The sequence below is a fragment of the Amaricoccus tamworthensis genome, assembly GCF_049800875.1.
Taxonomy (GTDB): Bacteria; Pseudomonadota; Alphaproteobacteria; order Rhodobacterales; family Rhodobacteraceae; genus Amaricoccus; species Amaricoccus tamworthensis.
Genome location: NZ_JBNAFV010000022.1, coordinates 20,436 through 40,819, shown reverse-complemented (window position 1 = coordinate 40,819; position 20,384 = coordinate 20,436). Strand labels below are relative to the sequence as shown.

Sequence of the window (20,384 nt, the reverse complement as noted above, 5' to 3'; positions counted from 1 at the left end):
TTATTTGTTTTCTCCGGCCCGGTTGGCCGAAAGGTAGAATGTAAAGACCAGCGCCACCACCAGGACCGCACCTTTCACAAAATCCTGCGTGTAATAAGGGGCGTTCATCATGGTCAGACCCTGAAGCAAAATCCCCACAAACAGGGCTCCCATGGCCGTGCCAAACGCATTCGGTTTGGCCTTGCCCAATACGGCAAATCCGATCAGCGCCGCCGCCACGGAATCCAGCAGCAGGTTGTTGCCCGACGCAATGTCCCCCCTCCCCAGACGCGCGGCCATGAGGATGCCGCCAATGGAGGCAAGAACCCCGGAAATCATGTACGCCAAGACTTTGTACCGGTTCACATTGATCCCGGCGAGCGCAGCCGCCTTCTCGTTCGATCCGATTGCGTACATCAGCCGCCCATGACGGGTCAGTTCAAGGAACACCCACACAAGCACTCCGATAGCCAAAAGGAATACAACGGACACGGGCAAAAGGTTGTCGAGGAAGAAATCAAACCGGTGTCGCCCCAGAAACAGAAATCCTTTGGAAAACGACCCCTCGGCCACCGTCCCGTCGGGAAGCGTCATCCCCGTGGCAATGGATCGGCCCTCCGTCGGAATACGTTGCAGACCAACCAGCAGGAACATCATGCCGAGCGTCGCCAGCAGATCGGGAACCTTCATCCGCACGATCAGTATGCCGTTCACAAAACCAACAAACGCACCCATCACCAGACAGGCCGCAACGGCTACAGCCGCATTCTGCTCCCAGACAACCATCACATAGGCGGACAGCATAAGCGCCGACGTCGCCACCGACCCGATGGACAGGTCAAACCCGCCAACCACCAGTGTGCAGGTCACCCCGAGAGCAAGAATGCCCGTGATCGCCACCGACTGGAAAATAAAAATCGCGCTGATCGGGCTGAAAAACCCATCTGCCGCCAGAGCAAAAAACACCACCAGACCGAACAGCAAAGCCAAAAAGCCATAGCGGATCGCTAGGTCGAGCACGACCGCCCTTGAGAGACCTCCCCCGGACTGATTTGCGGTTTCAGATTTTATTGCCATTGTTCCCCAACCGTAGTCTGCGGGCGGGACCGCCCGGCGACCTCTGCCAAAATACTGCTGATATCGAGGCTGCCCGCCATGTGCTCCCCAACGATCGTGTGATCGCTCATCACAAGGATACGGTCGGCAATCTCGATTGCCTCATCGAGTTCAGCCACCAGAACGATCGTTGCCCTGTCACCGGATGTTTCGCGGATCTTCCGTCCAATGTCGCGCCGCGCACTAATATCCACTCCCTGAAATGGTTCGTCGAGAACCAGAACCCGGCTTGGCTCCGAAAGCCAGCGCGCCACCATGACCTTTTGCTGGTTGCCACCGGAGAGGTTGCCGATGGCATCCTGCTCTGACTGACAAACGATGCCAAGGTCGTTGATCAGTCCACGGCTGCGGGTCTGCTGCGAAACACGGTTCAAAAATCCAAGACTGGAATAGTTTTTAAGGAACGGGAGCGTAATGTTGCCGCTAATGTCAAAATCCGGAACCACGCCGCTTGTGCTTCGGTCGCGCGCGCAGAGGAAAACCCCGTGCCGTTTCGCGTCCGGGACCGAGCGCGGCGCGTAGGTCCTTCCATCAATTGTCATACTGCCCTGCGCCGGCGGCCTGAGGCCGTAAAGAACGCTCGCAAGATCGCTCTTGCCACTTCCGATTAGACCCGTAACAGCAACGACCTCGCCCACGCAGAACCGCGCATCTATCGGGCTCGACGTTTCGCGCAGGCGCAGACCCTCCAGCTCCAGAACCGGCATTCCAGCCTTACCCGCGCGAATATCGACGTCCGTCATGCCATGCCCCAGCATCGCCTCGACGGCCCCCTCGTAATCAAGTGGCTGCCGCTCAAACCGGCCGGTAATGATCCCGTCCCGCATGGTTACGATCCGGTCAGCGATCCTGCGAATGTCCGACATGCGGTGGGAAATATAAAGGATGCATACCCCCTGCCCGCGCAACCGGTCGATCAGATCAAACAAACGCTCGGCCTCTGCCGCGGAGAGCGACGATGTGGGCTCATCCAGGATCAGGACCTTGGGGTCATGGTTCATCGCACGGGCAATCGCGACAAGCTGCCGGTCCGCGAGGCTAAGACGGGACACCATCCGCCCCATATCCACCTCCAGCCCGATGGACGCCGCGACTTTGCCCGCCTCCTGACGCAGCTTCCGGGTATTCACGAAAAAGCCCGACCCATGCTTCGCAAGCCGGTCCAGCATCAGGTTCGACGCCACATCCAGATCGGCTACAACCCCGTCATTGATACTTTGATGGACAGTCACCACACCAGCCGCCATCGCCTCCGAGGGCGAACCCGGTTCAAAGCGTTCGCTGCCCAAACGAATAATCCCGCCATCGGCCCGGTGAACGCCGCTCAGGATCTTCACCAATGTGGATTTGCCAGCCCCGTTCGCCCCCATGAGCGCGGTGACCTCACCCTCACGCAGCGACAGATTAATCCCCCGCAGGACGTGATTGGCCCCAAAAGACTTCTCGACCGCTTCCGCCGTTATGACAGCTTCGCTCATTTATTCCTCCCGTAGCGGCAATTATTGGAAGGGGTATCGTCAAAAGTCAATCGACATTGACTTTTGACGAAAAGTCCACAACCATGCCCGGTGATCAATCAAAATAACTGGGCAACCGGGGGGACCATCTTGAGCAACCACGGATATTCTCCGCTGACTACGGAAACAATCGCGGAACGGCTTGGCAACGTTGATATACTTCAGGAAAAACTGGGGTCTGACGGATCCCAATGGACGTCCAGGGAGGTCGGTGACGGCAACCTGAACCTCGTTTTCATTGTGGACGGCCCGAATGGCTCCGTCATCGTTAAACAGGCCCTGCCCTATGTCCGCCTCGTCGGTGACAGCTGGCCCCTGCCCCTCAGCCGTTCCTTTTTTGAGTACCACGCCCTGACCCGTCAGGCCGCAAGAGACCCAGGCCGCGTCCCGGAAGTCTACCATTTCGACGAGGAGCAGGCGCTCATCGTAATGGAGTATCTCTCGCCGCATATCATCCTGCGACAGTCACTGATTGAAGGTAAAAAAACCGAAGGCCTTGGCACCGCGCTCGGCAATTTCTGTGCACGCACGCTGTTTCGTGGCTCCGACCTCCATATGGAAACGTCCCGGAAAAAGGCCGATGTAGCGCTGTTCGCGGACAATGTAGCGCTCTGTGATATCACCGAAAACCTCGTATTCACCGACCCCTATTTCGAAGCGGAAATGAACCGGCACACCTCGCCGTGGCTTGACGACCTCGTTGCGGAGCTTCGCGCCGACACGGAAATGAAACTGATCGTGCAGGAGATGAAAACCGCTTTCTGCAACCGTGCCGAGACCATGCTTCACGGCGATCTGCATACCGGCTCGATTATGGTGACGGACAGCGACACCAAAGTCATCGACCCCGAATTCGCACTCTATGGCCCGATGGGCTTCGACATGGGAATGCTGACGTCCAACATGCTGATGGCCTGGTTCGCGCAGCCAGGACATGAGGCGTCGCCTGGGTCGCGCACCAGCTTTCAGGACTGGATCGCCAATGCCACCAGTGAGATATGGCAGGTGTTCACAGATGAGTTCACCCGCCTCTGGGAAACGGAGCGCACCGGTATCCTTTACCCGTCCGCAGTCCTCGAGGATCAGGGCCATACCGCCGCTTCCCGCAAGGCTCTCGAGCAATGGTTGAACACGGTCTGGCAGGACTCGCTGAAGATCTGCGGTATAGAGATTCACCGACGTATTCTGGGTCTCGCCCACAATGCGGACTTTGAGACTATTACGGATGAGGAGCGTCGCGCCACGCTCGAGGCCCAGGCCCTGCGGTTCGGCCGGGAACTCATTCTCAATGGGAACGACCGCTGCGCCACTGTCGCGGACATTTTTGATGTGGCCGGCTCATTTGTACTGGAGGACGCCTGATGCGGGTTGGGGATACACACTACCGGTCGATCTGGTTTGACGAAGCGACCAGTGAGGTTAAAATCATTGACCAGCGCTGGCTCCCACACGAATTCCGCGTCGTATCCCTGAAGACCCGCGAGGAATACGCCGCCGCCATCCGCGACATGTGGGTGCGCGGCGCGCCGTTAATTGGTGCGACAGCCGCCTACGGTGTCGCGGATCAGATGAAGCGCGACCCGTCGGACACCTCTCTGGATGAAACGTGGAAAGTCCTGCACGAGACGCGGCCCACGGCGGTGAACCTCCGCTGGGCACTGGACGACATGCGCTCGGTTCTCAGCCAGCTCCCGCCGGAGAAACGGGCGGAGGCCGCATTCAGGCGTGCAGCCGAAATCTGCGACGAGGATGTCGAGAACAATCGCATGATCGGCGTCCACGGCCTCGAAATCGTCCGTGAGATCGCCAAAAACAAGGCTCCAGGGGAACCCGTGCGCATCCTCACACACTGCAACGCCGGATGGCTTGCGACGGTCGACTGGGGCACCGCCACCTCGCCCATGTACCACGCCATGGAAGCCGGTATCCCGATTCACGTTTGGGTGGACGAAACACGGCCCCGCAACCAGGGCGCCCTTCTCACCTCCTGGGAAATGGCCGGCCATGGGGTGCCGCACAGTCTGATCGTCGACAATGCCGGCGGCCACCTGATGCAGCATGGCCAGGTCGACGTGGTCATCGTTGGGACCGACCGCACCACCGCCGCCGGCGACGTCTGCAACAAAATCGGCACCTACCTGAAAGCACTTGCCGCAAAAGACAACGGAGTTCCATTCTACGTCGCCCTGCCCTCCCCTACCGTCGATTGGACCGTCACCGACGGATTACGGGACATTCCCATCGAGGAACGTGACGGCTCTGAGGTCACCCACGTCCAGGGGAAGCTGGAGGACGGCACAATAACCCAGGTCCAGATCTCGCCTGATGCCACACCCGGCCACAACCCTGCCTTCGACGTCACACCCGCACGTCTTGTCACCGGGCTGATCACCGAACGCGGCATCTGTGAGGCCTCCATGGAAGGCTTGGCCGGCCTCTTCCCAAAACAGGGCGTTGCCGAACCGGCGGAGTAACTCGGCTCAGCCGTCATCCAGGGCAAGAATGGCGGCCGCCGTACTTTCCGACGTCACGACATGGGTAACATACCCGCCCCGAATGGCTGACAGCATGGGCCGGACCTTGTCCTCACCCACGGAAACCAGAATACCCATGTCAAGACCGGTCAGCAGGTCGAGTTCGACACCCATGATCCGGCCATCCAGCGGTCCCCGCACTTCGCGCCCCGACTGGTCAATGAACCTACCGCACAGCACGCCAGCCGCCCCGTCTTTGACGTAGGTTTCAAACTCTGGCAGGGTCGAAATCCCGCTTAGAACAACATGGCTGTCGGGCGCGCAGGACCCGGCCGCAAATATCGCCTTGTTGCATTGTGATAGCGCCGCGAACTGCTGTTGGATGATCGGTTCCTCCCGCAGGCGGTTGGCCAGCTCGGCGGTGCTGATCACTGCGGGCGCATGCAAATTCACGCAGCGCGCGCCCAGCCGGTCGGCGAGGTGCGCGGAACAGACTTCCGCCGTAAAACCGTAGGGACTCGAGACCGACCCCACCAACTGGTGCACCACCACATCCGTCGTGCGCGTCGGGTTCATCGCTTCCGCGATTTCGAAGACCGTTTGACCCCACGCCACGCCCAAACGATCCCCCGGCGCAAGAAGGTCAGGCAACCATTCCGCAGCCCCCCGCGCCACGCGGGTCAGTGACCCCTCGGCAGAGGCGTCATCGGCAACTACATAAACCGCCTCAAGCCCGAAGCGCTGTTTAATCTCCAGTGACAGTTCGTGGGAGGTAAAAACCCGATTGGCCAGGGTTATCCGAACGAAGCCTTTTTCCCGCGCATCCGAAAGGTAATTTACCACCGTCGCCCGCGACACATCCAGCCGTTCCGCAATGGCGTTCTGGTTCATGCCCTCGTGATAATAGAGCCACGCGGCCTCAATAATGATCCTGTCACCGCCGAATGCGCCGACCGAGCGGCGCCTGGTTGATATCGCCATTGGCTTCCCTGTTTTTCAAACATTGTCAGTAGCATCTGACAAATGTCAACAAGAGCCATTGGTGTTGCGAGGTCAAACCTCGTCCCCGTCAAAAATACCCGGCGCCATCTGTTCCCAGAAATCAAAGATGGCTGGTGCGTTGATCGCCGAGGCCCACCCGTTGCGCTGGAAATCTTCCCGTTCAAGCTCATCGGTCAGCTTTGCCATGAACAGGCGCCGGTCCGCGTCACGCAGGGTGGGTGACCGCGCATCCGCCACCTCACGCACCCGCGCGAGCTTTTGGGCCCGTTCCGATTTTTCCCGCGCCAGAGCCGCATTGCGGGCGTCCAGCGCCGCCTGCCGCTCTTCCTCCTTAAGCTTTCTGGCCGTCACTGCACGCAGGCTCTCCTCATCCTGCACCGTCATCTCGGCCTCACCACCGAAGCGATCGCGCATGGCGGCGCTAAGATAGCGCACCGGACTGTTGACATCCTTCTGCTTGCGCACCCAGTCCATCTTCTGCGCAACCATATCTTCCCCGTGCTCGGCAATCCACTGGCGCGCCAGGCGATCGCCCACGCCCAGTTTGACGAGGCTCTCATAGACCTTGCCGGACCGGACCGCCTCACCGTCGTCAATGTCAAACATGGCGAGTTGCGGGTTCTCCTTGATCAGGAAGCGGATATCGCTGACCGCCCTGCCCTGTCGCCGGACCTCCGGACGCACGACAATATTTGAGCTCTTGTTGATCTCGGCGACCGCCGGTTTGATGATCTTCGCGTTCAGGTGTTTGTAACTCTCATAATACGCGGACCCGTCGACGCCCATCAGGCGGCGAAACAGATCAATCGGCCACCACCCGGTACTGCCCGTTCTCACAAACCGGTAGCAGTTTTCATAAAGCGCAAGAGCATGGCCCGATGTGAACCTGCGTTGGATATTCAGGTTGATGAGCGCAAAGACCTTGGGGTCGTGCAGCTTTTCCGCAAGCGCCGACGAATAGGCATACTCGCAAACGCCCCCCTTCAGCCGAGCAAAGGAAAGCAGCGCGGAGACACCCCATTCCTGCCGGCCTTTTTCGTCCAGCATGTCCCACTCGGCCACGGTTTCCGCCAGGGATTTCAGCGACGCCTTGAGCGTATCCATATCATTTGAATTGTAGCCGATCATCAGGCACAGGGTCCGCGCGTCGATCCTATGCGTCGGCTTGGTGATAAGATCATCATAAGCATTGAGCAGCAAGACATTCGACAACTTCCGCTGAAGCAATGTCAGTTTGCCGGACACATGAATCGCCGCCACATTCTTTTTCACCGAGCTGCGCCGTAGAGGCCCGGTCAGTTTGTCACGAGGTATATCAACCTGCCCGCTCATGATTCCCACCTTGTTTGGGGTTTTTATTACTATCATACGACAAGGCACCCGTGGACAAGTTTAGATCGGGTACTTTCCACCATTCAGGGTTGTTGAGGGGACCACCAGTCACACCGCGTGCGGACCGGATGTGCCACACACGGGAGAAATCAATCGGTTTTCGCGAGCAAGGCCGCCAAAATTGACTCCCGTAACCGGGTACCTTTGGTCTGCATCCGTCTAAAACACATCCCGTAAACCGGTACCTTAACCTCAGATGGCCGCCCGTCCCTGCCCGGATACAACAATTTTGGAGAGCTTTTTGCCGAAAAATTCGACCTGCGATCCACCTAATTCGCTCCACCGGGAATCGGTACCCGTCTCCCCGTGAATCGGCACCCTTCATCCCGTATCCAGGCACCATCCATCCTGTAACCGGGTACCCGCCATCATGGATATGGGCACCTGTTCACTCATATCCTCATGATATCGAACGGTTTTTCCGCAACAAAGACTCTAAATTCCTACAAGAATCAATACACTTTGTTGCATCTCTCGATGTTCCAAAAAGAGTAATCGCGGTGGTTTCGCGACGAAACCCGACAGATCATGCTCAACATTTTTCGACGATTCACAAACCGGTTGAGATGTGCGATGTTTTGCATATCGATGCAGAGAATGTGTGACATGAAAAAGGATAATCCTGCGTGAACCGTCCCACAGACCCAACACCTCCGCCCTATTTCAACCTAGACCCAGAACGGGCCGCTGGCAACCTTGGCGATCCGGTTGATACCGCCCGATTCGCGAAAGCCGCAGCCTTTGCTGCGCGAGGTCGTGAAGACCTTGCCAAGCGTGGTCATGCTCCCGATGGGCGCAAGCGTCTGCGAAAGTTTTCCACATGGGAAATATGCCGATACCTCCTGCCGATCGCTCCGGCCCATTTCAGGCGTGTCCTGAGACAAAACCCGGAATTGCCTCAGGGCGAAGGATCCGGCGGCACCAAATGGTTTACCCTCGAAGAAATCATGGTTCTCCGCCAGCACCTGGCTCACGAAGGCCTGTCGTCAAAGGAATATCTGCCCTATCGGCCCGAAGGTCTACCGGCAAAAATCACAGCCGTGGCCAATTTCAAGGGCGGTGTTGGCAAGACCTCGACGGCGGCGCATCTGGCCATGTCCGCAGCTCTCGACGGCTATCGTGTCCTTGTCATCGACCTCGACAGTCAGGGGTCCATGACCTCCATCATGGGCGGTTCCGTGCCAGACGAATGGTCCACGGTCTTCCCGCTGATCGCGAAGGACTATGCCAGCCATTTGTCGGAGGAAAACCGGGTCCGTGAAGCCAAGGGCGTCCAGCCTCTTCCATTCGATGAGACTCTCATTGAAGCCCAAAAAACCACGGCCAGCGACGTCATCCAAAAAACTCACTGGCCCAATATTGACCTGATCGGCGCCCAGTTGAACCTCTATTGGTCGGAGTTCCAGATCCCCGTCTGGCGGATGCAGGCGCGCGCTTGGCCGCTGTGGGATGGGTTGACGAACGCCCTCGAAAACGACGGTGTGTTCGACAATTACGATGTGGTCATTCTCGATACGCCACCGGCGCTCGGCTACCTGACAATCAACGCGCTTGCGGCGGCCGATATTCTGCTCGTGCCACTCGGGGCATCCTTCCTCGAATTCGACAGCACCGGTCGGTTCTTTGACATGCTCTACTCTACATTTGCTTCGATCGAGACCGGAGAAAACGCCGCGCGCCGAGCCGCAGGTTTACCGGAGTCCATGTTTGAATGGGATGTGGTCCGGACACTCATCACCCGGTTCGACGCCAATCAACAGGGGGATCTCGCTAACGCCATTCAGGCCTATTTTGGTGACTTCATGAACAATACGCGGCAGGAGTTCACGGCGTTGGTGGGTCAGGCTGGCGAACAGGTCAACGGGATCTACGAGGCCGATTACCGTGATTTCAACCGCGAGACCTATGCGCGCGGCCGGGAGGCGTTCGACCGGACCTATGCCGAGTTTAAGGAAATCCTGATTGGCTGCTGGTGGCGGGACAAACAATTGATGGACGCGGAACAGGGAGGTGACAATGGCACGAAGGAAACGCGTTGAAGGCCCAAGTGCCGAAGAATTGCGCGAACTCGAGGCAGGTTTCGCCGCGAAACCTTCAGGGAACCCGTTTGCGGTTCCACCCATAGCCCAGGTAGCCCGGGACGCGGCATCTGCGGTTGATCCCGAGACGACAGAACGGCGAATGGAAACGGCCCGGAACGAAGCCGATGCTAAAAAGTACCGCGAAGCGGAGCGGGGCGGTCTGCTCCTCCAGGAAATCCCGATCGCGTCGATTGCGGCTAACGATCTGACCCGCGACCGCATGGATGTGGACCGCGAGGAATTGGAAGAACTCAAGGCGTCAATCGCCAGCAGCGGGCTGCGCATGCCCATCGAGGTCTTCAAAATTTCCGACGATGAGGCCGGTCAGCGCTACGGGCTGATATCCGGTCTGCGCCGTCTGACCGCGGTTCGGGAGATAAATGGCCCATCGGCCTCCATCCGCGCCATCATCCGAAGCCCGCGGGACGTCCAGGAAAAGCTGGTCTCCATGGTCGAGGAAAACGAAATCCGTAGCGACCTGAGTCATTACGAAAGGGGTCGTATCGCGGCTTTGGCTGTCGCTCAGGGAACGTTCCCGAACATCGACCAGGCCGTGGCCGGGCTTTTCCACGCCGCATCCAAGGCGAAGCGATCAAAGGTTCGTTCTTTCGCTCTGATACATGAGGAATTGGGCGACATGCTTAACCATGCCACGGTCTTGACGGAAAAGGACGGCCTCCGGCTGGCCAACGCACTGCGCCTGGGTTTCGACGCGAAACTCCGGTCAGAACTCGCGCTGGGGCAGGGTACGGATCCGGCGTCTGAGTGGGCGCTTCTCGAACCCGTCATCCGCGAAGCCGAAGGTTCGGGTCGTAAGGCGGGCAGGGGCGGCAGACCTAAAACACAGACCCCGGATCTCAACGGACTTGAGCCGGTCAGTCTTCCGAATGGCATTACCCTCACGCCCGCATCCGACAGGAAAGGATATCTGCTGCGTTTGAGCGGTGACAACGTGGACAGGGACGCCGTTTCGACCGTTCTGGCCGTACTCCGTGATAATTTACATAATTAAATCAATTAGTTGTATCAATTTTGGTGTCCGCTATGCAGAGTTCGTCCCATGATTGACCTCCGCGACATGAGGCTCATCACCGCTCTGGCACGCCACAGGCATTTTGCCAGGGCGGCAGAGGAGTGTGGCATTTCGCAACCGGCATTTTCGATGCGGCTACGCAATCTGGAGGCTGATCTGGGCGTGCCAGTGGTCCGGCGGGGTAACCGGTATGAGGGCTTTACGGAGGAGGGTGAGATGCTCCTCATCTGGGCGCGGAAACTGCTGGATGATGTCAAGGTTTTGGAGCAGGAAGTCCGATCCGTGCGAGGGTCGGTGTCGGGCAAGCTGTCGATTGGTTGCGTGCCAACGGCCCTCGCCTGGACCTCCCAATTGCCACCCAGGCTGCGGACGATGCACTCGCAGATTGGAGTACGCATTCATTCCCAGACCTCACTCGAGATCCAACGGGGCATTGAGGACGGAACGCTTGACGTTGGCGTCACTTACCTGGACGGTACCTCCGCAGACTTCGTAGACATCCATCCGCTCTACGACGAAACCTATGTGCTGCTCGTTTCCACAAAGATGGCCCCGCGCGAAACCGGGACGGCCACCTGGCGTGAGGCCGCGGAACTGCCGCTCAGCCTGCTGGTACCGGAGATGCAGAACCGCCGCATCCTCGACCGGACGTTTGCCGATCTCGGTCTCGTCCCAAACGTTATATCGGAGGCCAACGTATTTTCGGTCTCGCAGCACCAGGTCCGCAGCGGTTTTGCCGCGACCATCGTGCCTGATGCGCTGGCCATCCCGTTTGCCGACAATCCCGACATCGTGGTGTTGCCACTCGTTGAGCCAAGCGTGCGCAAGGCCATGTGCCTGATCACCGGGAACCGAAATCCGGTTACACCGGCGGTGCGGGTTTTGCTGGATCTTCTGCGGTAGTTCGCGGGGCCTGCGAACGCACACCCTGTCCCGACCATCACGGCCAGCCCTGCTTCTCGAAAACTGATGATAGTCGGTTTTGGCGCACGCCTGTTCGCAGGGCAAAGGGTCGCGGGCAAAGTTTCTGTTAGACCTGAGCCTGTCCGCGATGGGAGGAAAAATTGCGGGCGGCATAACCGAGACAGAAAATCCCGACAGGAAGAATGTGGAATGTCCGACATAGAAATTGCCCGCAAGGCGAACAAGAAACCGATTCAGGAAATTGGTGCCACGCTCGGGATCGATGCGGAGCATCTGCTTCCCTTCGGTCATGACAAGGCCAAGATCTCGGAGACGTTCATCCGTTCTCTCGCCGACCGCAGGAACGGCCATCTGGTCCTCGTCACGGCAATCAACCCGACGCCGGCAGGGGAGGGCAAGACAACTACAACCGTAGGTTTGGGCGATGGTCTCAATGCGATTGGCAAGAAGACGGCGATCTGCATTCGTGAAGCCTCCCTTGGCCCCTGTTTCGGGATGAAGGGTGGTGCGGCTGGTGGCGGTTACGCCCAGGTCGTACCGATGGAGGACATGAACCTCCACTTCACCGGGGACTTCCACGCCATCACCTCTGCGCACAACCTGCTCAGCGCCATGCTCGACAACCACATCTACTGGGGCAACGAGCAGGACATCGACATCCGCCGCATCGCGTTCCGTCGCGTGATGGACATGAACGACCGCGCCCTGCGCCAGATCGTCTGCAACCTCGGCGGCGTGGCCAATGGCTTCCCCCGGGAGGCGGGCTTCGACATCACCGTGGCGTCCGAGGTTATGGCGATCCTCTGCCTTGCCACGGATCTTGCTGATCTTGAACGGCGTCTTGGGGACATCATCGTGGCCTACCGTCGCGACCGTTCGCCGGTCTATGCGCGCGACATCAAGGCCGACGGTGCCATGACCGTGCTCCTGCAACAGGCCATGCAGCCCAACCTGGTGCAGACGCTGGAGAACAACCCGGCCTTCGTGCATGGCGGACCGTTTGCCAACATCGCTCACGGCTGCAACTCGGTCGTTGCCACCACCACGGCGCTGAAGCTGGCGGACTATGTGGTGACGGAGGCCGGTTTTGGCGCGGATCTGGGTGCGGAGAAATTTTTCGACATCAAGTGCCGTAAGGCCGGACTGGCCCCGGAAGCGGTTGTGATCGTCGCGACGGTGCGCGCGATGAAAATGAACGGGGGTGTTTCGAAGGATGATCTTGGGACCGAAAATGTCGAGGCGGTGCGCAAGGGCTGCGCGAATCTCGGGCGGCATATCGAAAACGTCAAACAGTTCGGCGTCCCGGCCATTGTCGCCATCAACCATTTCGTGACCGACACCGACGCCGAAGTCGAGGCGATCAGGAAGTTTGTCAAAAGCCAGGGCTCTGAGGCCGTGCTCTGCAAACACTGGGCTGAAGGCTCGGCCGGGATCACGGACCTGGCCGAAAGGGTCGTCAAACTTGTTGAGGGCGGGGCCGCGCAATTCGCGCCGCTTTATGGTGACGACATGCCGCTGTTCGAGAAAATTGAAACCGTTGCCAAGCGGATTTACCGCGCTGATGAGGTGATCGCGGACAAAAAAATCCGGGATCAGCTGCGACAGTGGGAGGCGCAAGGTTACGGTAACCTGCCGGTCTGCATGGCAAAAACCCAGTATTCCTTCTCCACCGATCCCAATCTCCGCGGCGCGCCGGAGGGTCACAGCGTTCCCATCCGTGAGGTACGCCTTTCCGCCGGGGCGGGGTTCATCGTGGTGATCTGTGGTGAGATCATGACGATGCCCGGTTTGCCCCGGGTTCCATCTGCGGAAGCCATCCGGATCAATGAGGAAGGTCTAATCGACGGACTGTTCTAGGCGGAAAAGCCGCTGCCCGGCCCGCGGATGGGGCCGGGTGGTCAACCTTCGGTTAATGATAAGCCCAGCTTATCGTATCTGTTCCTTTTTTGATTTGATGATATGTTTTCCTGATGGCAATGGGTGAACAGTTAAAAACAGCCCGTCCGGGCCGGTGGAGAGAAACGTATGGCGCCGTTGGATGATCGCCCGGGGGTTTGGAAATCGGGCAAAGGCAAGGGCCGCAGACAGCCCAAGGGCCGTCAGTATGACGATGCGGCACTTGAGGACGTACGTGACCTGCTCGGTGACCGTCCGCGCCGCCGCGACCTTCTCATCGAGTTTCTGCACCTGATCCAGGATCACCATGGTCACATCTCCGCCCGTCATTTGCGGGCACTGGCCGAGGAAATGCGTCTGGCCCAGGCGGAGGTTTATGAGGTCGCGACCTTCTACGCCCATTTCGACGTGGTGAAAGAGGACGAGGCGCCACCGCCCGCGCTGACCATCCGGGTGTGTGACAGCCTGTCCTGCGAGATGGCGGGCTCACAGGCGCTCAGAGTCGCTCTGGAGAGCGGTATGGATCCCTCCGAGGTCCGGGTGCTGCGCGCGCCCTGTATGGGCCGCTGTGACACCGCTCCGGTGGCAGAACTGGGGCACAACCATGTGGACCACGCTACTCCGGAGAAAATTGCGGCCGCAATTGCTGCAGGCGAAACCCATGCCGTCATCCCGGACTACGAGGACCTTGCCGCATACCGCGCAGGCGGTGGCTATAGGGCGCTTGCCGATATCAGGTCAGGCAAACGCAGTGTGGAGAGTGTCATCAAGGATGTTCTCGAAAGCGGACTTCGCGGTCTGGGCGGGGCGGGGTTTCCGTCCGGCAAGAAATTCGACATTGTGCGTGCGGCTGAAGGTGAAAAGTATCTGGCCGTAAATGGCGACGAGGGCGAACCGGGAACCTTCAAGGACCGGTACTACCTTGAGCGCACCCCGCATTACATGCTTGAGGGTATCCTGTTGGCCGGCTTCGGGATTGGAGCCACGCGCTGTTACATCTACATGCGGGACGAATATCCGGCGGTTCTGGAAATCCTGCGCCGGGAGATCGCGGCGCTTGAAGAGGCCGGGATTGCGGAGCCGGGATATATCGAACTGCGTCGCGGGGCTGGGGCCTATATCTGCGGCGAGGAAAGCGCGATGATCGAGAGCATCGAGGGCAAGCGAGGTTTGCCCCGGCATCGACCGCCTTTTGTGGCGCAGGTCGGTCTGTTTGGCCGTCCAACGCTCGTGCATAACGTTGAGACACTGCATTGGATTGCCCGGATTACCCGTGAGGGGCCAGAGGTATATGGCAATCACGGGACCAATGACCGTAAGGGTCTGCGCAGTTATTCGATTTCGGGGCGTGTGGCGAAACCGGGTGTTTATGCACTCGATGCCGGTTCCACTATCCTCGATTTAATAGAGGCCGCGGGCGGTATGGCGCCGGGGCATGTCTTCAAGGCCTATCAGCCGGGCGGTCCGTCCTCGGGGCTTTTGCCCGCGTCGATGGGGGATATTCCGCTCGATTTTGATACTTTACAGCCTCATGGTACATTCATTGGATCCGCGGCGGTTGTGGTTCTGTCGGATCATGATCGGGCGCGGGATGCGGCGCTGAACATGCTGCGGTTTTTCGAGGATGAAAGCTGCGGACAGTGTACGCCGTGCCGGACGGGTTGCGAGAAGGCGGTAAAACTGATGCAGGCCGAAACCTGGGATCAGCCGTTGCTGGAAGACCTCTGTCAGGTGATGGGGGACGCGTCCATCTGCGGCCTGGGGCAGGCCGCACCGAACCCCATCCGGCTCGTGATCAAGCATTTCGGGGACGAGATATGAGCGACCTTGGCGCTTTCTCCATCAGTCTTGCGGTGAAGGATCTGAAGGCGTCAATCGCGTTCTATGAGAAGCTGGGCTTCGAGGCCGCCGGGGGTGGCGAGGGCTGGATGATGATGCGCATGGGCGACAAGGTCATCGGTCTGTTCGAGGGCATGTTTGAAAAAAACATCATCACCTTCAATCCCGGCTGGACCCAGGGGGCTGAAAACCTTGAGGAATTCGCTGATGTCCGCAACGTTCAGGAGGAGCTGAAAGCCAGGGGCCTGGAACTGACCTCCGAAGTGGAGGCTGGCACCAGTGGCCCCGCGTCGATTACCCTCCTCGACCCGGACGGCAATCCGATCCTGATAGATCAACACAGGTAGAAAAATTTATGCGAGCTTTCATACTTTTGTTCCTAATTGCCGGTGTTCCGGTCCATGCAGAAGAGTTGGCGCATTGTTATTTTGGAGACGCGCCGGAAGGTGCGCCCTTATCCTCTGATGACTCAACTACAATGGATGGTTTTTACTCCGCATTTGATGTCGCGGCGGCCCGGTATGCGTGTGGACTATTGAGTGACACCGATCTTCGCGTTTTGGATGCCCAGCTGGAGGCTGGCGGCTGTTCTCCAGAATCTGAAATTGCTGCGTTTGCTGCTTCAACATGGGAAGAGGACGCGTCGGAATATCGGGCGGCGCTTGAGGAGATCTTGGGCGGCGCAGACGCAACCGGGGAATTTTGTACTTCTCTCGAAGTCTGTGAATCGAACGATGGCGAAGACTATCCGCCCGAGTGTTACGAAGTGTTCAAACTTATGATGGAGCAGGAATAGCTGATGGCAGATGGTGCTCAGGTTCCAACCGTTACCTTCATGTTGAATGGTGAGGAAACCACCGTTCCCGAAGGCTGGACGATCTGGGAGGCGGCTCATGGGCGGGGGCTGGTGATCCCGCATCTGTGCCATAAACCCGAGCCGGGCTACCGCTCCGATGGTAACTGTCGCGCCTGCATGGTTGAGGTCGAGGGCGAGCGCACGCTGGTTGCGTCCTGCATCCGGCCGGTGGCCGAGGGCATGGTGATTGAGACCGAAAGTGAGCGGGCGAAAAAGTCGCGGGCGCTCGTAATGGAACTGCTCGCGGCGGACCAGCCGGAGCGGGAAACGGCTCACGATAAATCCTCGCATTTTTGGGACATGGCGGACGCTACGGGCGTGACGGGGAGCCGGTTTCCGAAGGTGGAGGCCGTCCGCGTGCCTCTGCTTGATGACAGTCATGTGGCGATGCAGGTCAATCTGGATGCCTGTATCCAGTGCAACCTATGTGTTCGGGCCTGCCGGGAGGTTCAGGTCAATGACGTGATTGGAATGGCCGATCGCGGGCGGGATGCGAAGATCGTTTTCGACTTTGACGATCCGATGGGCGCGTCGTCCTGTGTGGCCTGTGGCGAATGCGTTCAGGCCTGTCCGACGGGGGCTCTGATGCCCGCGACGGTGGTGGATGAGAAACAGGTTGGAGACAGTGAGGACTATGACCGCGAGGTGAAATCGGTCTGTCCTTTCTGTGGCGTGGGATGCCAGGTTTCGTTCAAAATCAAGGACAACAAGGTCAAATACGTCGACGGGATCAACGGCCCGGCGAATGAGAACCGGCTTTGCGTGAAGGGACGGTTCGGGTTTGACTACATTGACCATGCGCATCGTCTGACCACACCACTGATCCGCCGTGAGGACGCACCGGCCAAGGGTTTGAACGTTGATCCCGCCAATCCGTGGACGCATTTCAGGGAAGCGACATGGGAGGAGGCGCTGGACAGGGCCGCGGGCGGTCTGGCCGAATTGCGGGACGTGCACGGCGGTAAATCGCTGGCCGGGTTTGGGTCGGCCAAGTGTTCCAACGAGGAAGCCTATCTGTTCCAGAAGCTGATCCGGCAGGCGTTCCGGCACAACAACGTGGACCACTGCACCCGGCTTTGCCATGCGTCATCTGTGGCGGCGCTGATGGAGAATGTCGGGTCCGGAGCTGTCACGGCGACGTTCAATGAGATCGAGAACGCCGATATTGCCATCGTGATCGGGTCAAACCCGACCGAGAACCATCCGGTGGCGGCGACCTATTTCAAGCAGTTCGCCAAGCGGGGCGGCAAGCTCGTTGTGATGGATCCGCGGGGGCAGGGGCTTCGGCGCCATGCGACCCATATGCTGCAGTTTCGGCCGGGGGCGGATGTAGCGATGCTCAATGCGATCATGAACGTGATCGTCGAGGAAGAGCTATATGACCGGCAGTATATCGACGGGTTCACGGAAGGTTTTGACGCGTTCCGCGAGCACATAAAGGACTTCCCGCCGGAGAAGATGGCGGAGTTGTGCGGGATCGATGCGGAGACGCTGCGCACGGTGGCGCGGGAGTTCGCCACGGCGCAGCGCGGCATGATCTTCTGGGGCATGGGCGTGAGCCAGCATATCCACGGTACGGACAACTCCCGCTGTCTGATTTCGCTCGCGCTGCTTTGCGGGCATGTGGGGCGGCCGGGGACCGGGCTGCATCCGCTGCGCGGGCAGAACAATGTGCAGGGAGCCTCGGATGCGGGGCTTATCCCGATGTTTTTGCCGGATTATCAGTCCGTGAAGGAAGGCGACAAACGCGACCTGTTTAAGGAGATCTGGCAGGGGACGGAGATCGAGGCGGAGCCTGGTCTGACCGTGGTTGAGATCGTGGACGCGATGTATCGTGGTGACGTCAAGGGCATGTATATTCTGGGCGAAAACCCGGCCATGTCGGACCCGGATGTGGAACATGCCCGAGATGCGCTGGGGCGTCTGGAGCATTTGGTAGTACAGGACATTTTCCTCACGGAGACCGCGAATTTTGCCGATGTGATCCTGCCCGCGACGGCGTGGCCGGAGAAGACCGGGACGGTGACGAACACCAACCGTCAGGTGCAGATGGGCCGCAAGGCGGTGGATGCGCCGGGTGAGGCGCGGCCCGATTGGGAGATCACGGTGGAGCTTGCCAAACGGCTGGGGCTTGGCTGGGAGTACGCCGCGCCGCGTGAGGTGTTTGAGGAGATGAAGCTGTCCATGCGTTCGCTGGAAAACATCACCTGGGACCGGCTGGAGGCCGAGGATGCGGTGACCTATCCGAGCCTGTCGGAGTCCGATCCGGGCCAGGCGGTGGTGTTTGGTGATGGCTTCCCGCGAGCGGATGGACGGGCGAAGTTCACGGCTGCGAAGGTGTCGCCGCCGGCGGAACTGCCGGATGAGGTCTATCCGTTTATCCTGATCACCGGGCGGCAGCTCGAGCACTGGCATACGGGATCGATGACGCGGCGGTCGAAAATTCTCGACGGAATTGAGCCGGAAGCGAGCGCGTCGCTGCATCCGCGCACCCTGCGGGAGATGGGTGTGGAGCCGGGGGACATGATTAATATTACCACCCGGCGCGGCACGATTTCCATTATGGCGCGGGCGGACCGGGCGGTGGCGGAGCGGATGGTGTTCGTGCCGTTTGCTTATGTGGAGGCGTCAGCAAATGTCCTGACAAATCCGCAGCTTGACCCCTATGGCAAGATTCCGGAGTTCAAGTTCTCGGCCTGTCGGGTTGAGGTTCCGGGCGGCGCGATGGCGGCGGAGTAGGGCTCTATTCCAGCCGCTCTGCGATCCACATTTTGATGAGTGACTGCCGGGTGACACCGAGGTGACGAGCCTGGCGGTCGAGGCCCTCGACCACCCAGGCGGGGAAGTCGACATTGACGCGCCGCGTGCGGTCGTTGGGCCGGGTGGCGCGGGACCAGTCGACGGCGTCGGAGATGTCCTCGCCCGCGTCGAATTTTTTATCGAAATCAGAGGCTTCCATAGTAGCCGATCTCCTCTTTCCTTGCCCGTCGCACCGAGATGATGCGGACGCGGCCATTACGTGGTGTCCAAACGGCGGTCCAATGTTTGCCGTCGATCCGGCCCACGGAGAGGAACCGTGGTTCATCCGTGGTTCGGGCCGGGGCCTCCAGCAGCCAGGGGTCGTCCCAGAGAGCCTGGGCCGCGTCGAAGCTGATGCCGTGTTTGGCCTCGTTGGCGGCACTCTTGGCTGGATCGTATTCGAACTTCATGGGGTATAATAGTATAATTATTATTCATAATCAATGAGCGCACGGTGGGGCGAGGGTTTCTTAATTCGGTGAGGGCATGATGCCGGGTGAATTGTCCGGTTGAATGTTTTGTAAACCGGGCTTACCAAAACCGGTGTGTTAATTTTTGCTTGGCTTCGGGTTTCCGGATGCCTTCGGGCTGTGGAGTCGTTCCCGGCTCAAATGACGGGACTCGAATGGAAACTCTCTACTCACCGGGCTTTCTGGCGCTGTTGGCGGCCGGGCTTGTTCTGACCGGGGCGATTGCCGGGGTATTGGCGGGACTTTTGGGTGTTGGCGGTGGCATTGTCATCGTGCCGGTGCTTTTTTGGCTGTTCGATTACCTCAATGTGCCGGACGTGGTAGCCATGCATGTGGCCGTGGGCACGTCCCTTGCCACGATCATTCCGACCTCGATCTCCTCCGCGCGCTCCCATGAGAAGAAGGGCAACATTGACCGAAAGGTCCTGATGACCTGGGCGCCGTGGATTTTTGCCGGTGCGCTGGTGGGTGGAATTTTGTCGAAATTCCTGTCCTCGGCATATCTGACGGGGATTTTCGGGGTGATTGCGCTTCTGGTCTCCATCAACATGGTTCTGCCGAAAGCCATTGTAATCGCTAAGGAATTGCCTTCGAATCCGGCGGGGCGCAGTGCGTTGCCGTCGTTTATTGGGCTCTTTTCCTCGCTGATGGGGATTGGTGGCGGGACCCTGTCGGTGCCGACGCTGACGGCGTTCTCGTATCCCGTTCACAAGGCGGTTGGCACGGCGGCGGCGTTTGGGCTGGTGATTGCGGTGCCGGCGGCGATCGGGTTTGTCTGGTCAGGCTGGGGCGTGGATCTGCGGCCGCCGTATTCGCTGGGTTATGTCAGCGTTCCGGCGGCGGTTCTGATCTTCTCGGCCAGTGTGTTTACCGCCCCGGTGGGCGCGCGGATTGCGCACAGTTTGAACCCGGCGCGGCTTCGGTTGGCGTTCGCGGTGTTTCTGTTCCTGAGCAGTTTGAAGATGCTCAATTCGGCGTTTTTTTAAGGGGCGCGACCGGTTGAACC

General features: G+C 59.2%; 17 protein-coding genes. 11 read left to right on the top strand and 6 right to left on the bottom strand.

What is annotated here, in order from left to right; genetic code table 11:
• Nucleotides 1–1,056: an ABC transporter permease gene (locus ACP15P_RS21425; RefSeq protein WP_424930511.1), complete on the bottom strand. Its 1,056-nt coding sequence runs from the start codon at nucleotides 1,054–1,056 to the stop codon at nucleotides 1–3.
• Nucleotides 1,047–2,573 carry a sugar ABC transporter ATP-binding protein gene (locus ACP15P_RS21420; protein ID WP_424930510.1) on the bottom strand — a complete coding sequence of 509 codons (1,527 nt, stop codon included), beginning with the start codon at nucleotides 2,571–2,573 and terminating at the stop codon, nucleotides 1,047–1,049. Before ACP15P_RS21420 ends, ACP15P_RS21425 begins: the two co-directional genes overlap by 10 nt.
• 129 nt (nucleotides 2,574–2,702) lie before the next feature.
• On the opposite strand from ACP15P_RS21420, the gene mtnK reads away from it, so the two are divergent.
• Both mtnK and mtnA read left to right on the top strand, forming a co-directional pair.
• Nucleotides 2,703–3,974 carry an S-methyl-5-thioribose kinase gene (gene mtnK / locus ACP15P_RS21415; RefSeq protein WP_424930509.1) on the top strand — a complete coding sequence of 424 codons (1,272 nt, stop codon included), beginning with the start codon at nucleotides 2,703–2,705 and terminating at the stop codon, nucleotides 3,972–3,974.
• A complete protein-coding gene (gene mtnA / locus ACP15P_RS21410) occupies nucleotides 3,974–5,086 on the top strand; it encodes an S-methyl-5-thioribose-1-phosphate isomerase (protein ID WP_424930508.1) in 1,113 nt (370 codons plus the stop codon). Before mtnK ends, mtnA begins: the two co-directional genes overlap by 1 nt.
• Before the next feature lie 6 nt (nucleotides 5,087–5,092).
• Here the strand turns inward: mtnA and ACP15P_RS21405 are convergent, their stop codons facing one another.
• Nucleotides 5,093–6,067 (bottom strand): sugar-binding transcriptional regulator, encoded by a 975-nt coding sequence (locus ACP15P_RS21405; protein WP_424930507.1) that lies wholly within the window; start codon nucleotides 6,065–6,067, stop codon nucleotides 5,093–5,095.
• 72 nt (nucleotides 6,068–6,139) lie between these two features.
• Nucleotides 6,140–7,420: a RepB family plasmid replication initiator protein gene (locus ACP15P_RS21400; protein ID WP_424930506.1), complete on the bottom strand. Its 1,281-nt coding sequence runs from the start codon at nucleotides 7,418–7,420 to the stop codon at nucleotides 6,140–6,142.
• 686 nt (nucleotides 7,421–8,106) lie between these two features.
• On the opposite strand from ACP15P_RS21400, the gene ACP15P_RS21395 reads away from it, so the two are divergent.
• From ACP15P_RS21395 to fdhF, 8 genes are all read left to right on the top strand, one after another.
• The gene (locus tag ACP15P_RS21395) at nucleotides 8,107–9,519 is read left to right on the top strand and encodes an AAA family ATPase (protein ID WP_424930505.1); all 1,413 of its coding nucleotides are present in this window, start codon (nucleotides 8,107–8,109) and stop codon (nucleotides 9,517–9,519) included.
• A complete protein-coding gene (locus ACP15P_RS21390; protein WP_424930504.1) occupies nucleotides 9,497–10,573 on the top strand; it encodes a ParB/RepB/Spo0J family partition protein in 1,077 nt (358 codons plus the stop codon). The genes ACP15P_RS21395 and ACP15P_RS21390 overlap by 23 nt, the downstream gene beginning before the upstream one ends.
• Before the next feature lie 48 nt (nucleotides 10,574–10,621).
• A complete protein-coding gene (locus ACP15P_RS21385; RefSeq protein ID WP_424930503.1) occupies nucleotides 10,622–11,497 on the top strand; it encodes a LysR family transcriptional regulator in 876 nt (291 codons plus the stop codon).
• A gap of 210 nt (nucleotides 11,498–11,707) precedes the next feature.
• Nucleotides 11,708–13,375 carry a formate--tetrahydrofolate ligase gene (locus ACP15P_RS21380; RefSeq protein WP_424930502.1) on the top strand — a complete coding sequence of 556 codons (1,668 nt, stop codon included), beginning with the start codon at nucleotides 11,708–11,710 and terminating at the stop codon, nucleotides 13,373–13,375.
• 168 nt (nucleotides 13,376–13,543) lie between these two features.
• Entirely contained in the window at nucleotides 13,544–15,235 is a 1,692-nt protein-coding gene (locus ACP15P_RS21375) for an NAD(P)H-dependent oxidoreductase subunit E (protein WP_424930501.1), read from the top strand.
• Nucleotides 15,232–15,600, top strand: a complete 369-nt coding sequence (locus ACP15P_RS21370) for a VOC family protein (RefSeq protein ID WP_424930500.1) — start codon at nucleotides 15,232–15,234, stop codon at nucleotides 15,598–15,600. Before ACP15P_RS21375 ends, ACP15P_RS21370 begins: the two co-directional genes overlap by 4 nt.
• Nucleotides 15,601–15,608: 8 nt before the next feature.
• Nucleotides 15,609–16,049 carry a hypothetical protein gene (locus ACP15P_RS21365; RefSeq protein WP_424930499.1) on the top strand — a complete coding sequence of 147 codons (441 nt, stop codon included), beginning with the start codon at nucleotides 15,609–15,611 and terminating at the stop codon, nucleotides 16,047–16,049.
• Between the two features lie 3 nt (nucleotides 16,050–16,052).
• Nucleotides 16,053–18,848: a formate dehydrogenase subunit alpha gene (gene fdhF, locus ACP15P_RS21360; protein ID WP_424930498.1), complete on the top strand. Its 2,796-nt coding sequence runs from the start codon at nucleotides 16,053–16,055 to the stop codon at nucleotides 18,846–18,848.
• A 4-nt stretch (nucleotides 18,849–18,852) separates the two neighbouring features.
• On the opposite strand, the gene brnA is transcribed toward fdhF, so the two are convergent.
• A complete protein-coding gene (gene brnA / locus ACP15P_RS21355) occupies nucleotides 18,853–19,068 on the bottom strand; it encodes a type II toxin-antitoxin system BrnA family antitoxin (protein ID WP_424930497.1) in 216 nt (71 codons plus the stop codon).
• A complete protein-coding gene (locus tag ACP15P_RS21350; protein ID WP_424930496.1) occupies nucleotides 19,055–19,318 on the bottom strand; it encodes a BrnT family toxin in 264 nt (87 codons plus the stop codon). Before ACP15P_RS21350 ends, brnA begins: the two co-directional genes overlap by 14 nt.
• Before the next feature lie 215 nt (nucleotides 19,319–19,533).
• On the opposite strand from ACP15P_RS21350, the gene ACP15P_RS21345 reads away from it, so the two are divergent.
• Complete coding sequence (locus ACP15P_RS21345) at nucleotides 19,534–20,364, top strand: sulfite exporter TauE/SafE family protein (protein WP_424930495.1); 831 nt, start codon at nucleotides 19,534–19,536, stop codon at nucleotides 20,362–20,364.
• The last annotated feature ends 20 nt before the right edge of the window (nucleotides 20,365–20,384 follow it).